At 40.5% G+C, this 15,545-nt stretch carries 16 protein-coding genes; 12 read left to right on the plus strand and 4 right to left on the minus strand.

From position 1 onward, the window contains the following. The first annotated feature begins 28 nt into the window (after positions 1–28). Together IFO69_RS13940 and IFO69_RS13945 are read left to right on the plus strand one after the other, a co-directional pair. Entirely contained in the window at positions 29–394 is a 366-nt protein-coding gene (locus IFO69_RS13940; protein ID WP_192010735.1) for a hypothetical protein, read from the plus strand. A 91-nt stretch (positions 395–485) separates the two neighbouring features. After that, complete coding sequence (locus tag IFO69_RS13945) at positions 486–2,024, plus strand: YifB family Mg chelatase-like AAA ATPase (RefSeq protein WP_192010736.1); 1,539 nt, start codon at positions 486–488, stop codon at positions 2,022–2,024. Between the two features lie 305 nt (positions 2,025–2,329). On the opposite strand, the gene IFO69_RS13950 is transcribed toward IFO69_RS13945, so the two are convergent. Continuing rightward, the gene (locus tag IFO69_RS13950) at positions 2,330–3,439 is read right to left on the minus strand and encodes a trans-sulfuration enzyme family protein (protein WP_192010737.1); all 1,110 of its coding nucleotides are present in this window, start codon (positions 3,437–3,439) and stop codon (positions 2,330–2,332) included. A gap of 189 nt (positions 3,440–3,628) precedes the next feature. Between IFO69_RS13950 and IFO69_RS13955 the strand changes: the two genes are divergently transcribed. From IFO69_RS13955 to IFO69_RS13965, 3 genes are read left to right on the plus strand one after another with little or no spacing between them, the layout of a single operon-like run. Further along, entirely contained in the window at positions 3,629–4,159 is a 531-nt protein-coding gene (locus IFO69_RS13955) for an RNA polymerase sigma factor (protein WP_192010738.1), read from the plus strand. Further along, positions 4,156–4,848: a hypothetical protein gene (locus IFO69_RS13960; RefSeq protein ID WP_192010739.1), complete on the plus strand. Its 693-nt coding sequence runs from the start codon at positions 4,156–4,158 to the stop codon at positions 4,846–4,848. Before IFO69_RS13955 ends, IFO69_RS13960 begins: the two co-directional genes overlap by 4 nt. Before the next feature lie 58 nt (positions 4,849–4,906). Continuing rightward, positions 4,907–5,665 (plus strand): mitochondrial porin family protein, encoded by a 759-nt coding sequence (locus tag IFO69_RS13965; protein WP_192010740.1) that lies wholly within the window; start codon positions 4,907–4,909, stop codon positions 5,663–5,665. A gap of 119 nt (positions 5,666–5,784) precedes the next feature. Here the strand turns inward: IFO69_RS13965 and IFO69_RS13970 are convergent, their stop codons facing one another. Beyond that, positions 5,785–6,264: a DUF4293 domain-containing protein gene (locus IFO69_RS13970; RefSeq protein ID WP_192010741.1), complete on the minus strand. Its 480-nt coding sequence runs from the start codon at positions 6,262–6,264 to the stop codon at positions 5,785–5,787. A 107-nt stretch (positions 6,265–6,371) separates the two neighbouring features. Between IFO69_RS13970 and truA the strand changes: the two genes are divergently transcribed. The 6 genes from truA to hemE all read left to right on the plus strand — a co-directional run bounded on the left by truA (position 6,372) and on the right by hemE (position 12,010). Next, a complete protein-coding gene (gene truA, locus IFO69_RS13975; RefSeq protein WP_192010742.1) occupies positions 6,372–7,127 on the plus strand; it encodes a tRNA pseudouridine(38-40) synthase TruA in 756 nt (251 codons plus the stop codon). A gap of 13 nt (positions 7,128–7,140) precedes the next feature. After that, positions 7,141–8,913 (plus strand): ABC transporter ATP-binding protein, encoded by a 1,773-nt coding sequence (locus IFO69_RS13980; protein WP_192010743.1) that lies wholly within the window; start codon positions 7,141–7,143, stop codon positions 8,911–8,913. Between the two features lie 170 nt (positions 8,914–9,083). Further along, on the plus strand, positions 9,084–9,665 hold the full coding sequence (locus IFO69_RS13985; RefSeq protein ID WP_192010744.1) for a hypothetical protein: 582 nt from the start codon (positions 9,084–9,086) through the stop codon (positions 9,663–9,665). Between the two features lies 1 nt (position 9,666). Then, a complete protein-coding gene (locus tag IFO69_RS13990) occupies positions 9,667–10,185 on the plus strand; it encodes a hypothetical protein (RefSeq protein ID WP_192010745.1) in 519 nt (172 codons plus the stop codon). A gap of 120 nt (positions 10,186–10,305) precedes the next feature. Continuing rightward, a complete protein-coding gene (locus IFO69_RS13995) occupies positions 10,306–10,824 on the plus strand; it encodes a hypothetical protein (protein WP_192010746.1) in 519 nt (172 codons plus the stop codon). Positions 10,825–10,960: 136 nt separating this feature from the next. After that, positions 10,961–12,010 carry a uroporphyrinogen decarboxylase gene (hemE, locus tag IFO69_RS14000; RefSeq protein WP_192010747.1) on the plus strand — a complete coding sequence of 350 codons (1,050 nt, stop codon included), beginning with the start codon at positions 10,961–10,963 and terminating at the stop codon, positions 12,008–12,010. Positions 12,011–12,066: 56 nt separating this feature from the next. Here the strand turns inward: hemE and IFO69_RS14005 are convergent, their stop codons facing one another. Both IFO69_RS14005 and IFO69_RS14010 read right to left on the minus strand, forming a co-directional pair. After that, positions 12,067–12,861 (minus strand): MOSC domain-containing protein, encoded by a 795-nt coding sequence (locus tag IFO69_RS14005; protein ID WP_192010748.1) that lies wholly within the window; start codon positions 12,859–12,861, stop codon positions 12,067–12,069. A gap of 47 nt (positions 12,862–12,908) precedes the next feature. Then, positions 12,909–13,139, minus strand: coding sequence for a hypothetical protein (locus IFO69_RS14010; protein WP_192010749.1), 231 nt, complete (start codon positions 13,137–13,139; stop codon positions 12,909–12,911). Between the two features lie 438 nt (positions 13,140–13,577). On the opposite strand from IFO69_RS14010, the gene dnaK reads away from it, so the two are divergent. Further along, positions 13,578–15,509, plus strand: coding sequence for a molecular chaperone DnaK (gene dnaK, locus IFO69_RS14015; RefSeq protein WP_192010750.1), 1,932 nt, complete (start codon positions 13,578–13,580; stop codon positions 15,507–15,509). Positions 15,510–15,545 lie beyond the last annotated feature (36 nt).

Here is a 15,545-nt window from a genome sequence, read left to right on the forward strand (position 1 = left end):
TTAGGTAAGGAATCTTAACTTTACACATATGAAAAAAGTAACAAGTATATTTCAGCTTTTAGTGGCACTGTTTTTTGCCATAGCGCTGGTGTTTTTTCTGGCGTTTGACAGCGTAAAGAATGGCTTTGGGATAGAGGAGTTGACAGCTGGTAAAGTGGTGGTTTGGCTGACGGTAGGCTTTTTACTGTTTTTAGTAACCTGGATGTTTCAGAGCATGTATGCCAATAGTCTTGTTAAAAAAATCAAAAAAATGGAGACAGAAAGCAATGGTTTGAAGGCCAAGCTATATGATTTGGAGCAAGGTGGGAAAATAGCCAAGCCTAAGGTGTTAGCGCCTGATTCTGAGGAAGAAAAAGATAGTTCAGCCATCAAGCCCAGACAAAACATCAAATAGTCGGTAGTATTCAGGACTGGTTTAAAATTAGTATATTGGGAAATCTCGACCGGAGATTTCCTTTTTTTATGATAACAGATTTGAGATCAAAATGGTAGCAAAGACTTTTGGAAGTACGGTGTCCGGTGTGGATGCCATACTAATTACGATTGAGGTGAATGTGGGGCAGGGCACGAGTTTTTATATGGTGGGACTGCCAGACAGTGCTGTCAAAGAAAGCCAGCAAAGGGTAGAATCAGCGCTAAAATATTTTGGATACCGAATGCCACGTCAAAAGGTGGTTATCAATCTTGCGCCAGCAGATATTCGTAAGGAAGGTTCTGCTTATGATTTACCCATTGCTATGGGGATATTAAAAGCATCAGAACAAGTAGCTTTTCCTGAATTGGAGCAATATGTCATTATGGGGGAGCTATCATTGGATGGGAATTTGAGGCCCATTAAGGGAGTATTGCCCATTGCTATTGAGGCTCGGAAAAGAGGGTTTAAGGGAATTGTATTGCCTAAAGTTAATGCTGCTGAGGCATCAATTGTGAATAATCTGGATGTAATAGGGGTGGAGACTTTGGAAGAGGCGATCGGTTTTCTGGATGGTGAAATTGATATCGAGCCTTTAGTGACCGATACCAGGGATATTTTTTACAGTTCCTTGGAAGGCTATGCCTTTGATTTTGCAGATGTCCAAGGGCAGGAGAATATCAAAAGAGCCATGGAGATAGCAGCTGCTGGAGGACATAATGTCATTATGATTGGGCCTCCAGGTGCAGGGAAGACCATGTTGGCAAAGAGGCTTCCTTCGATATTGCCTCCATTGACTTTACAGGAAGCGCTTGAAACTACCAAGATTCATTCTGTGGCGGGGAAATTGGGAAGTGAGGCATCATTGATAGCCCAAAGACCTTTTAGGTCCCCACATCATACCATCAGTGATGTCGCGTTGGTGGGTGGTGGTGGTAATCCCCAGCCAGGAGAAATTTCATTGTCTCACAATGGCGTTTTGTTTTTGGATGAGTTGCCTGAGTTTAAGAGGACAGTTTTGGAGGTGATGCGTCAGCCTTTGGAAGAAAGAAGGGTGACGATCAGTCGAGCACGTGTTTCTGTGGATTATCCTGCAAATTTTATGTTGATTGCCAGTATGAATCCCTGCCCATGTGGGTATTACAATCACCCTGAGAAAGAATGTGTCTGTGGTCCGGGTGTCGTTCAGCGCTATTTGAATAAAGTAAGTGGTCCTTTGCTGGACCGAATAGACTTGCATGTGGAAGTGACACCGGTGAAATTTGATGAGATGACCTCTTCTAGAAAGTCAGAAAGTAGTGAGGCCATTAGGGAAAGAGTGGTGATAGGTAGAAACCGCCAAGTTGATCGATTTAAAGATTACAAGGATATTTATTGCAATGCCATGATGCCATCGCATATGGTCAAGGATGTCTGTCAGATCAATGAAGGTGGCAAGGTCTTATTGAAAACGGCTATGGAGCGACTTGGTCTATCAGCTCGAGCTTATGATAGAATTCTAAAAGTGGCGCGCACAATTGCAGACTTGGCGGATGCTGATGAGATTCGAGTGGAACATTTGGCGGAGGCGATTCAATATAGAAGCTTGGATAGAGAAGGTTGGGCAGGTTGATAGTCAGTAAGATGAGGAGATTAAAAATATAATTATTGCTGCATTAATTTTAAGTGTCAATAATACATATTAAAATTTTTAATTTGAATAATTATATTGAATTATTTTTATGAAATTAATTGTACTTTATTTAGCGGCAAGTTTTGTGTTTAGAAAAAGTTATGTGTTAATTTGCAACAAAAGTTGTGATCACCCAAAGAATAAAACAATCCAACTTGTACAACACACTTTTTTTAGATTAGTAAAAGTCAGTTAAATCATTAGGCCATTCGCAGAGGCGAATGGCCTTTTGTATTTTAATCGTTTTAGCTTACTTTATCAAGGGCACTTTCCATGTCTTCTAATAAATCATCAAGGTGTTCCAATCCTACTGATACACGGATAAGGTTTTGTGGGGTTTTGGTGTCAGGCCCTTCTACAGCAGCTCTTCTTTCCAGTAAACTTTCTACTCCACCCAGGCTTGTTGCGTTGTTGAAGTATTTAAGATTTGATATCACTTTATCGGCATCATCTGGGCCTCCTTTTACCAAAAAAGAAAGGATTCCTCCAAAACCGCTCATTTGACTTGACGCAACTTCATGCCCAGGGTGGTGGGTAAGGCCAGGATAGAATACCCTTTCCACCTGTTTGTGCTGATCCAGAAAAGTAGCTAGCACACCAGCATGTTCAGCATGTCCTTTCATTCTATAAGCAAGGGTTTTGATACTTCGACAGAGCAAATAGCAATCAAATGGAGAAGGCACAGCGCCCCCAGTTTTTTGAATATTGACAATTTGCTCCCAAAAGCTGTTGTTTTGTTTGGTGATCAAAGCACCTCCCAAGATGTCACTGTGCCCACCAAAGTATTTGGTAGAACTGTGCATGACGATATCAGCACCAAGTTTTAATGGGTTTTGGAAAACAGGTGTGGCAAAAGTATTGTCACAGACAGTAATCAAATCATTTTCCTTTGCAACAGTACAGAGGCTTTTGATATCACTTATTTTCAGAAGTGGATTGGAAGGTGTTTCGATCCACAGCAACTTGGTATTGGGTTGAAGGCACTTTTTGAGATTTTCAATATCGGTAAGGTCAGTAAACGTCAATTCGAGTTTGTCCTTGAAAACATCCACCAATAATTTTTTCAAGCCATGGTACATGTCTGCGGGAGCAATGATATGGCTTCCGAGAGGAAGGGCTTGGAAGACTGTCATTCCTGCAGCATTTCCAGAACTGAAAGCGGCAGCGGCTGTTCCCATCTCCATTTGTGTTAGCAGCTGCTCCAAAGCCATTCTATTGGGGTTATTTGCCCTGGTGTATATCAGGGATCCTTCTTGATGCCCAAAAGTTGTGGATAAAGTAATGGGTTGAATGACGGGCTTTTGGCTGTCTGTGATCAAGTTGCCACCATGGATGGCTAAAGTCTCAAATTTCATGTTTGGCTGTTTTGTATAAAATTAAAGAATTTGGGCCAGAATGATGCAAAGCCCCACTGAATTGGATAAACTAAATCGGAACGAATAAGTTCATCCCTAATTTTTAATAAATTGAAAGAAGGAAAAAAAGTATGTCCCATTCCAACCTTTATCTGTAAATGCACCTCTTTATATTGGAAACCAATAAAAATGAAATCAATTTTTGAAAAGGATCTCATTGCTGCTTGTGTAAAACAAGACCGAAAAGCTCAATTTGAGTTATTTGAGCGATATAAGGTGGCGCTTTATTCTTCAGTATATAGGATCTTGAATGATGAGGCAGAGGCCCATGATGCGCTTCAGGAGGCTTTTATAGAAATCTTTAAAAGCATAAGGAAGTTTAGAGGAGATGGAGCCTTGGGTGCATGGATGAAAACCATAGCGGTGCGAAAAGCCATTTATATGGCTAAGAAGAAAATGTATTTCACACCTTTGGATCAAGTGGACGTCCAAGCAGGAAAAAGTGAATTGGATAGCTGGATCGATGGAGAGATGCTAGATCAAGCCATAAGGGAATTACCTGTTGGCTGTAGGAGTGTATTTCTACTGGTGGAGGTAGAAGGTTATAAGCATGCGGAATGCGGAAAACTGCTTTCTATTTCAGAAAGTACTTCTAAATCACAGCTTTTTTATGCCAAGAAATTGTTGAAAGAAAGTTTGACCAAACTCCTAAAGGCATGAAAGGAAAATATGATTTACCAGAGCATCTTCCCAATGACGAGCTTTGGAGAGACTTGGAACGGTCCAAGGCATTGGATAACCAGCTTGCCCGAGAGTTGAAAAATTTGCCTTTGTCAACACCTAAAGGCAACCTTTGGCTGGGTATTGAGGCAGAAATGGATCAGGAAAGTTCCAAAGGATATTACTGGTGGAGTGCTGCTGCTATATTGCTATTGATGAGTTTTGGGTATTTGTTATGGGGGCTTTTAAGTAATGAAACTCCTGTAAATGAAAGGAATTATTTACTAACAAACACCTACTCCAATTTAGACATAGTCATGTCACCACCTAAAAAGGAAGAGATAAAAGAGGAAATAGCAGTAAATGAAAAACCATTCATAAATCAACACCAAGGTGATTGGCAGAAGGTGAAAGTAGAAGAAGAGTTAGCTTTAGAGGAAGTGGATGTTCCCGTATTGCTGCTTCCTGAGTTGGAACCATTGGTTCCTCAGATAGTCTCTATTTCTGAGCAAATGATTGCCAAGAATCAATCATTCCATGAAGTGGCCATTTCCTGGGGGCTGAATGACAAGATAAAAATAAGGACCGCTTTTTCAGACAAAAATGAAGCATTACAAAATCAAGAAAAGCTCCAACAGGTAAGGAATCCCTCTGGAAAGCTTGTCTTGAAACTTTCCAAAACACCATAAAATTGACTCCATTGGTTTCCATCCTAAATAAGTCAATAATCTAAAAAATGATGAAATAATGAAAACGACAGGTTTGATTGCCATGTTGCTAGGGATCATTGTGTTCTCTGCCAAGGCGCAAGAAGTAGAAAATAAGCTTTCTCGAAACCAACAGGAATGGTTGGATAAAGGGTGGCCGGTGACCGACACTTTACAGTTTAGTCTGCCCAATGAAGGAAAGGTCTTGTTTTATTTTAACAATACAGAGTTTTCCGTAGAGCAGCTTAATTCTGAACTGGCACCACTAATGAAGAATGCGACCAAATTTCCTGAATTTGAGACCAAAGCTTTTCGTGTAGCGGATAACTTTTACCCTACAAGTCTGAATACCGTCAAGAACAGTATCGATAAGAAATATACAAAGCACTTGGAAAGCATTGAGTTGGGGATTCCGGTGGGCTTGGATTTTATGGCCGGATACTTTACACCGGAAGTTGGGTTTAGGGCTCATTTAGGCTTGCCGGGGTATAGTTTGGGTGCTTCTATTACCAATACCGTGTATTTTCCGGAGAGAGAAGCGGGAGAAATACAGGTCAATAGCAACTGGTTTTTAAATGCTGAATTTTCATGGAACAAGGGACAACGGATTGTAAATAATGATCAGACTATACAATTGGGTATTCTATTGAATCAGGGCAGCTACAAGCTGTTCAAAGGAACCACTTTAAAGGCAGTCTATCGACACAGGGTCAACAATCACCTTTATATTCAGGCAGGTGTGGTCGGTACAGATGATTTAAAAACCTTTTACCCGACAGTTGGTGTGAGGTTTTGGTAAAGGGTGCTGCTGGAAATAATGAATCATCCAAATCCGTAATTGATCTAAAAGTAAACGATGAAAAGGGAATAAGAAAGGCCAAGCAATGCTCGGCCTTTCTTATTCATAATTGATTAATATTATCTGATCCTATCCACAGATTTTACCAGCATTTCATCTTTACGGATAAACCTATTGGCTACGATATTAAAAACCATCGCGGCAATAATACAATAGAATCCAATCATAAATGCCCCGCTGGCCGTAGGGTTGAAATCTATATTGAAACTATAGGTCAAGTACACGATAAGGCCAAGGTTAATCACCATGACCAAGGAATTGATCATATTCAAGAACATCTGTTTGGTTCTGGTTTTAAATTGGCTCAAGCTATAAAGGGCGATCAATGCCGCCAAAATGGCCAAAGCTCCGATATAGAAGGTGCCTGTTTCTTCAATTACACTATCATTAGCTACATCCCAATGGGTCAAAGACCAAGCTGTCAAAGTCATGGTTTCGGTTTGGCCCACATTCACCTGAGACCAAATTGGGAAATAGGTGACCAATAGCATGGCTACAGCTACTAAGAATAGAAAGATCGTTTGTACGCGTTGTATCATTGTAGAATTTTAAAACTTTTGACAAAGAAACAGGGTAATTTGAATATTCGCAAGGATTAGTGACAAAGCACTTTTAAATTCCGTTGGAATAGTATCTTTGTAGATTGATGGAAACACTTAAAAGGTATTTTCTGGAAGTAGCCTACATGGGCACCCATTATCATGGTTGGCAGATTCAACCTAATGCCGTTACCGTACAGGAGAAAATCAACGATGCACTCAAAACCATATTGAGAAAAGAAATAGAAACCATGGGCAGTGGCCGGACGGATACAGGAGTGCATGGAAAGCAACAATTTTTGCATTTTGATTTTGAGGAAGGCTTGGAAAGAAAAACATTTCTCAAAAAGCTGAATGCTGTTCTACCGAAAGATATCAGTGTCTATGATTTACGGGAAGTGCGGCAAGAAGCCCATGCAAGATTTGATGCAGCATGGAGAAGTTATGAATATTACATCTCTTTGCGGAAAAATCCGTTTGAACAAGAGTTGTCCTGGCATTGTTATTACCAGTTGGATTTAGAGAAAATGAATAAGGCCGCACAACTTTTACTGAATCACAGAGATTTTGAGTGCTTTAGCAAAGTGAAGACAGAAGTGAATCATTTCGAATGTGAAATAAAAACAGCTTTTTGGGAACAAAAAGACCAACATTTGATTTTCCATATAACAGCCAATCGATTTTTGAGAGGAATGGTACGTGCCATAGTGGGTACCATGGTGGAAGTGGGGATGGGAAAACTTGATGTAAAAGGATTTCAAGACATTTTGAACAGTAAAAATAGAGGTAAGGCAGGGGCAGCAGCTCCATCACAAGGCTTGTATTTGAGTGAAGTGACTTATCCTGAAGAAATATTTATATAAACAGCATTAGATTTTGAGTCTGGAAAAAGAAAATGAAAAGAGTGGAGATATTATCGACACCCAAGTGTTGAAAAAGCTCTACCAATTTGTACAACCTTATCAGGCCAGGTTTTTCTTTTTGATCTTCCTGACGATTGCCTTGGCGGCTTTGGCTCCAACGCGTCCCCTGTTTATCCAAAAGGCCATTGATGATTATGTGGCGGTTGGTGATCAAGAGGGTTTACTTCGCATCATTTATCTCTTGATAGGACTATTGGTCTTGCAGGCGGTAGTTCAATTTGCACATACTTATCTGTCAGGATGGATAGGGCAGGTGATTATCAGGGATATCCGTACCAAATTGTATCGCCATTTGCTAAAAATGCGTTTGAAGTTTTTTGACAACACACCAATTGGTCGCTTGGTGACTCGGAATATTTCTGATATCGAAACATTGTCCAACGTCTTCAGTGAGGGATTGGCGGCGATCATAGGGGATTTGCTGCAATTGGTTACCATTTTGGGAGTAATGTTTTGGGTGGATTGGAAGCTGACTTTGGTCAGTTTGTGTACTTTGCCTTTGTTGATCATTTCCACTTATGTTTTTAAGGAGAAGGTGAAGGTGGCCTTTAATGAAGTGAGGAATGCTGTTTCCAATTTGAACTCTTTTCTTCAAGAGCATATCACGGGGATGAATATTGTGCAAATATTTAACCGTGAAGCCCGTGAATACCAGAAATTCAACGATATCAATACGGAGCATAAAAAGGCCCATGTAAAGTCGGTGATGTATTATTCCATTTATTATCCTGTTGCGGAAATTATTCAAGCTATAGGGATAGGTTTGGTGGTTTGGTATGGAGCCACTGGGGTGTTTGGTTTGGATTTAAAAGTGGGGGTGCTGATCTCCTTTATCATGTATTTGCAATTGTTCTTCCGCCCAATCAGAATGTTGGCAGATCGTTTCAATACCCTTCAAATGGGAGTGGTGAGTTCGTCTAGGATCTTCAAACTACTGGAAAGTGATGAGCACATTGCGAATGAGGGAGAGCTTAAACCTGAAAAAGTTAAAGGAAATATCAAGCTTGAAAATGTTTGGTTTGCTTATAATGATGAGGAATGGGTGCTAAAGGACATTAATTTCAAAGTGAGGCATGGTGAGACGGTGGCCTTAGTAGGTGCCACAGGAGCTGGGAAATCTTCCATCATCAATTTGATCAGCAGGTTCTATGATATCAATAAAGGTAGTATTAAGGTGGACGGCACAGATATCAAAGACTATGAGTTGGGGGTGCTTCGCAAGCACATAGGGGTGGTGCTCCAAGATGTGTTTTTGTTTTCAGATACAATTTATTTTAACATTACCCTAGGTAATCCAGACATCACCCGTGAACAGGTGATGGAAGCAGCTGAACTTGTGGGTGCTAGAAGGTTTATTGAAAGACTTCCTGGAGGACTGGATTATAATGTGATGGAAAGAGGGGCTACCCTTTCAGTGGGGCAAAGACAGTTAATCTCTTTCGTGAGGGCCATGGTGTACAATCCAGAAATCATCATTTTGGATGAAGCGACTTCCTCTGTGGATACAGAAACAGAAGAGCTGATCCAAAGTGCTATTGATAAAATGATGAAAGGAAGGACTTCTATTGTTATTGCTCATAGGCTATCCACTATTCAAAAAGCGGATAATATTATCGTATTGCACAAAGGGGAAATCAAAGAGATGGGGACCCACGAGACGTTGCTGGAAAAAGAAGGCTATTATGCACAGCTTCACCAGATGCAGCTCAAATCAATGGTCAATTAAGGCAAAATATTCTTATGGAAATTCAGCTATTTGATAATAGCGATTAATTTTGCGCCGTTAAAGTAAAGAATCACAACAAATTTTATAGAATCCATAGGGACTTGCTGGCATTGGGTGTCATATAGTAAATCACTATGGTTTCATCTCTCCTTTAAATTTTAAAAGAACAAATGAAAAAACTATTGCTATTGATCATCTTTAGCTTGCCTGTTGTGGCATTTGCTCAAGAACAATCTATTGGTTTGAGAATAGGCGAACCATTGAGTATTACTTACAAAACTTTTATTGAAGAAAAGATTTCCATTGAAGCCATGATTGGTCGCGGTAGTGCCAATAGTTCCACTTACTACAGAAAGGTGTTTGATAACAATAAGCCGGCACCAGGGGCCTTTTACTTAAATCATAGTGCTGGAGGTGGGGTGTCTTTGAATGGTCGGGTGGCCTATCATGAGGATATCACGGCTGAGTTTGATATTACAGAAGGTACCTTGTTGGCTTTTGGGGGAGCTGGTTTACAGCTGAGAAGTATTGGTTTGGAATATGCTTACGAGGAAGCTCCTGATGCTAACGTGGTAAGGTATGAGAGTAGAAATAACATCGACTTCGGCCCAGAAGTATTTGGTGGTGCAGAGTATTATTTTGAGGAAATGCCAATCAGTGTTTTTGCGGAACTGGGTTTGATGTTGGAAATTGCCGATCGTCCTGGGCATATTAAGTTACAAGGAGGGATTGGCGCTAGATATATTTTCTAAGATGAAAATTGCGGCCATTATTGTGGGAGTCATTGCTTTGCTTGGCTTTGGGGCTTTTGTCTATTTGGGCGGTTTTGAGGAAATTCCATTTAGGGTGGAAGAAGTGGGTGATGTTCGGCTTTATGGTTTGACTTATAGAGGGACCCCACAAGATGAAGGGCTTAAGCAAACCTTTGAAAAGGTGGAAGGGTTGAAACAGTCAAATCCCTCGGCTGTATTGCATACCATTTATATGATCGAGCCGGCAGGGAAGTTGGATACTATGCAAGTTTTTGTAGGTCTGGACCGTTTGGAGAATAGCGATGGCGGTAATTGGGAGGAAAAGGTTATCTTCGTAAAGTCAGCTGTTGTAGCGGATCTAAAATTCAATAAACTGGTGATGCCCAGACCTGCAAAGGTGAAAGATGGAATCAAGGGATTTGCAAAGGAAGAAGGCTTGGCATTGCAAGGTATTTATATTGATAGGTTGATAGCAGAGGACCATGTTCAGGTCATTGCGCCAATCAAATCCGGAAATTAAAGATTTTGTGAAAACTGGTACGGTTTTAGTAAAACAAACGAAAAGGTTATTTATAAAGAAAGAAACATAATTTCTAAAAAACCGTCTAGAGAAAATAATGTAATACTAAACTCCCCTATTATGAAAAAACTATTTTTGATTTTATTCGTGGCCACAGGAATCATCATGCAAGCATGTGAAGGGCCAGAAGGACCTCCAGGTGAACCGGGGATAAATATTGTTGGTGAGGCTTACGAGGTTGAAGTTAGTTTTAATGCCGAGAATAATTATATCGAGTTTTTTGATTTCACAGAGCCACTTGTTGAAGGAGATGCAGTATTGGTTTATATGTATGAAGCTTCACCAGTAGATTCAGAGGCGTTTGCATGGAGACTTTTGCCTCAAACCTTTTACTTTGAAAATGGAATTTTGGTTTATAATTTTGATTATACACCAGTTGACTTCAGTATTTTCTTGGATAACTCTCCTATAGATTTTGCACAATTAGACTCTTACTGGACAGACAATCTGTTGTTCAGGGTAGTGGTTTTGCCGGCAGATTTAGTCAGCTCAAGTGCAAGAATGGATTTCTATGACTATGAAGCAACTATGAAATATCTTGATATTGAGGAAGGGGATTTTATTAGACTGACTAGATAAATATCCTAAAGGAATTTAAAAGCCACCAAAGATCTTTTGGTGGCTTTATTGTTTTTTAGAAGTCCATGAATGGAAAGCTAAGTCCATTTAAGTTTGATGGTTCGTATTATTTATTGTAATCAACTATCTTTGTGCCATGCAATTTAAAAATGACTTGATATTGAGGGCTGCCCGTGGGGAGCAAGTGGAAAGAACACCTGTTTGGTTGATGAGGCAGGCAGGAAGGATTTTACCCGAATACCGGGAAGTGCGGAATAGCGTTAGCGGATTTATAGAATTGGCACAAACCCCAGAGCTGGCGGCTGAAGTTACCATACAGCCTGTGGACCTCTTAGGGGTGGATGCAGCTATTATTTTCTCGGATATCTTGGTGATTCCGGAGGCAATGGGCTTGCCTTATGAAATGATAGAAAAGAGAGGACCAAAATTTCCTAATACCGTGTCCTCTGCCGCAGATTTAAAGAAGTTGAGAATTGCAAATGGGGTGGATGATTTAAGTTATGTGATCGATGCCATCAAAATCACCAAGAAGGCCTTGAATGGCCGCGTGCCACTGATTGGTTTTGCTGGAGCTCCTTGGACCATTTTTGCCTATATGGTAGAAGGCTCAGGAAGTAAGACTTTCTCTAAGTCCAGGGCCATGCTTTATCAAAACCCAGATTTGGCTGAAACGCTATTGGATATGATCACCAAGTCCACCATTAATTACCTGAAAGCTCAAATTGCAGCTGGGGCAGATATGGTGCAGATATTTGACAGTTGGGCAGGGATATTGCCTCCTGATCATTATAAAAAGTATTCTTTGAAATATATTTCCACAATTTGCGATGCCATCACCGAGGTGCCGGTAACTGTTTTTGCCAAAGGAGCATTCTTTGCAAGGGAAGAAATGGCCCAACTCAATTGTGAAACTATTGGCTTGGATTGGAACATGGGCATTGCAGAGTCGAGGAAGCTTATCGGAGCGGGAAAGACGTTGCAAGGTAACCTAGATCCTGCGGCCTTATATGGTTCAGCAGCTGAGGTAGAAGCAGCAACCAAAAGAATGCTGGATCAGTTTGGGACGGGAAGGCACATTGCCAACTTGGGGCATGGTGTTTACCCTGATATTGATCCTGAAAAGGTAAAAGTCTTTATCAATACTGTAAAGGAATACAGTTCTCAACTGAGAGCGGAAACAGTATAAAGTATAATAGAAGTTTGAATTCGGCTTACAAACCTCCATCTGTTCAGGTGGAGGTTTTATTTTATAATGATTTTGTCCCCTATTTTAACTACTCCATGATCTAGGGATATTAGGTTCTGTCCGAAAAGTACTTTTTTGTCCTTTAATCGGTAAGTCGCCAACGTTCTGAGCGGTTCTTTTCCTTTGGTCCCGGTATTCTGATCCACGGTAGTGAGGACACATCTGGCACATGGCTTGGTTACTTTAAAACGAGTTTCTCCAATAATGATTTCATTCCAAGAGTCTTCCTCAAACGCTTTCCCACCAGAAAATACGATGTTGGGTCGGAAGCGCTCCATGGGGACAGGCGTATCCAATTTTTGATTGAGGTCATCCAAGGAACTTTGACCAATCAATAGGTAGGGCATAGCATCCGCAAAACTTACCGTTTCCCCATTTGTCGAATATTTTTCTTCGACGTTACGGACCGTGCTTTCTGGCATAAAAACCAACTTACAATTTACTTTGAGGATTTTAGAAAACCATTGGTTGGCTCTAGAACTGACAATTTGGCCTTTGAGAGAGTCGTCCCAAACATTAACGGGTATAAATTCATCAGTTTCTGGAACAAAAGGGATTTCAAGGTTTAGTTCTGCCCGATGTTTATGCTGTACCATTAAACCCTCTTCCTGTAGACTTACTTGGAGCAAAGCCATATGGTGAAGCGTACGTTGCGTTAGGAATTTGCCTGATTCATCGACCAGCATCCATCTTCTGTCCCACCTAAAGCCCTTGGTTAGTACTTGAGCTTTCTCTACCCGGATACCACCAAGCGACTTGATTGGGTAGATATAGATATCTTGAATTTTCATAGCTGACTTTTGATCAACTAAATTAAGAGGATTGTCAGAAAAAAATATTAATAGTGAAGAAGTTCTTTGGGTTTGTTTGGTTGATCTGGGAGGAGTTTCAAGATGATTTTATCAGAAGGAAACTTAAAATCTTTTGCTTTAAGGGTTGAATCCGACTGTGAAATATTACTTGACTTTTGTGGCTTTTCATCCATTTCCGAAATAATGAAAGATACCAAAAGGCCTATCAAAAAGACCAAGGCCCATCGTGCGCGTTCATCTTTACGGGAAATTTTCATTGACTGTATTGGTGTGATTTACTTGTTTTAATAGTTTAATTCTGAAAAATGCTATTGTGGTAGCATGCCTAATTGCTGATCATAACCAGTCCAAAAACTGATGCTTCATACTCTTTAGATGCGTTTGAGGACCAAAAGGTTGCATGAAGTACATCAAAAAATGAAGATTTTAATAATAAATGTGACTAATCCTCTGATTAAAGTGACGGAGAAAATAATTGAGGTTTCTATATTTTAAATAGGGATTGACAAAATAACATTCTTAGAAAGTAATAGTAAAATAAGTTTGACAGACTTTTGTACCGATCAGAAAGTTATGTGTCATAAATGCTGACAATCTGACACAGAAAGTTTCTGAAATAGGCTTGGCACATGAGTTGTTAAATATGATTTCGAGTAACAGATAGAATAACAGCAATAAAGAAATATAATAAAGTTATGGGAAAAATTATTGGTATAGACTTGGGAACCACTAACTCCTGCGTTGCCGTAATGGAAGGTAATGAGCCAGTGGTGATCCAGAACAGTGAGGGAAGAAGAACTACCCCTTCTATTGTGGCATTTTTGGACAATGGAAATGGAGAAAGAAAGGTAGGGGATCCAGCAAAGAGACAAGCAATCACTAACCCGGCCAATACCATTTCATCCGTGAAAAGGTTTATGGGTAAAAAATTCTCTGAGGTTTCTGATGAGAAGAAACATGCCTCTTATAAAGTTGAAAAAGGTTCTAATGATACTGTAGCTGTGAAAATCGGAGACAGATCATATACACCTCAAGAGATTTCAGCGATGATCCTTCAGAAGATGAAGTCGACTGCTGAGGATTTCCTGGGACAAGAAGTAACAGAGGCGGTCATTACTGTTCCTGCTTACTTTAATGATGCAGAACGTCACGCCACTAAGGAAGCTGGTCAAATTGCAGGTTTGGATGTGAAAAGAATCATCAACGAACCTACAGCAGCAGCCTTGGCCTATGGTATGGACAAGAAGGATAGAGATATGAAAATAGCAGTGTATGACCTTGGTGGTGGTACATTTGATATTTCTATCCTAGAATTGGGTGATGGTGTATTCGAAGTGAAGTCTACTAACGGTGATGTTCACCTTGGTGGAGATGACTTTGACCAGGTGATCATTGATTGGTTGGCCGCAGAGTTCAAATCTGAAGAAGATATCGACTTGAAGCAAGATCCGATGGCACTTCAGCGCTTGAAGGAAGCTGCTGAGAAAGCTAAGATTGAGCTTTCAAGTTCATCTACTACTGAGATCAATCTTCCTTATATCACTGCGACCCAAACAGGTCCTAAGCACTTGGTAAGAAACCTTTCTAGAGCCAAATTCGAGCAACTGTCTGAGACATTGGTGAAGCGTTCTATGGAGCCTTGCAAGAAAGCCTTGTCTGATGCAGGCATGTCTCCTTCAGAAATTGACGAAGTAATCTTGGTAGGTGGTTCTACAAGGATCCCTAAAATTCAGGAAGAAGTAGAAAAGTTCTTCGGTAAGAAGCCGTCTAAAGGTGTGAATCCTGATGAGGTAGTAGCCATTGGTGCTGCCATCCAAGGTGGTGTATTGACTGGTGAAGTGAAAGATGTATTGTTGCTAGATGTGACACCGCTTTCTTTAGGTATCGAAACCATGGGTGGAGTATTCACCAAATTGATCGAAGCCAACACTACCATTCCATCCAAGAAGTCTGAGACTTTCTCTACCGCAGCTGACAACCAACCTGCAGTGGATATCCATGTACTTCAAGGTGAAAGACCTTTGTCCAAGGATAACAGAAGTATTGGTAGATTCCAATTGAGCGACATTCCGCCAGCACCAAGAGGTGTACCTCAAATCGAAGTAACTTTTGATATTGATGCGAACGGTATCCTTCACGTATCTGCCAAGGACAAGGGAACAGGTAAAGAGCAGAAAATTAAAATAGAAGCTTCTTCAGGACTTTCTGATGAGGAAATCGAAAGAATGAAAAAAGAGGCTGAAGCTAACGCTGCTTCTGATAAGGAGGAAAAAGAAAAAATCGAAAAGCTTAACCAAGCTGACAGTTTGATCTTCCAAACTGAGAAGCAGTTAAAAGAATTCGGTGATAAGCTTTCTGATGGAAATAAAACCAATATCAATGGAGCATTGGAGAAGTTGAAATCAGCTCATCAAGCCCAGGATTTGACTGCCATCACTCCTGCTATTGAAGAACTCAACAAAGCGTGGGAAGCTGCTTCTACAGAAATGTACAATGCTACTCAGGGAACTGGTGCTGAAGGTGCTGCTGGCGCGGGAGCTGGTGCTTCTGCTGAGGCAGGTGCGGATGCTGGAGACAGTGTTTCTGATGTAGATTATGAAGAGGTAAACGAAGAAGATAAAAAATAATTTTCTTCGAGATCAATAAGTAAAAAGCATCTCGTG

Source organism: Echinicola arenosa (assembly GCF_014841125.1).
In the GTDB taxonomy this organism is placed as follows: Bacteria; Bacteroidota; Bacteroidia; order Cytophagales; family Cyclobacteriaceae; genus Echinicola; species Echinicola arenosa.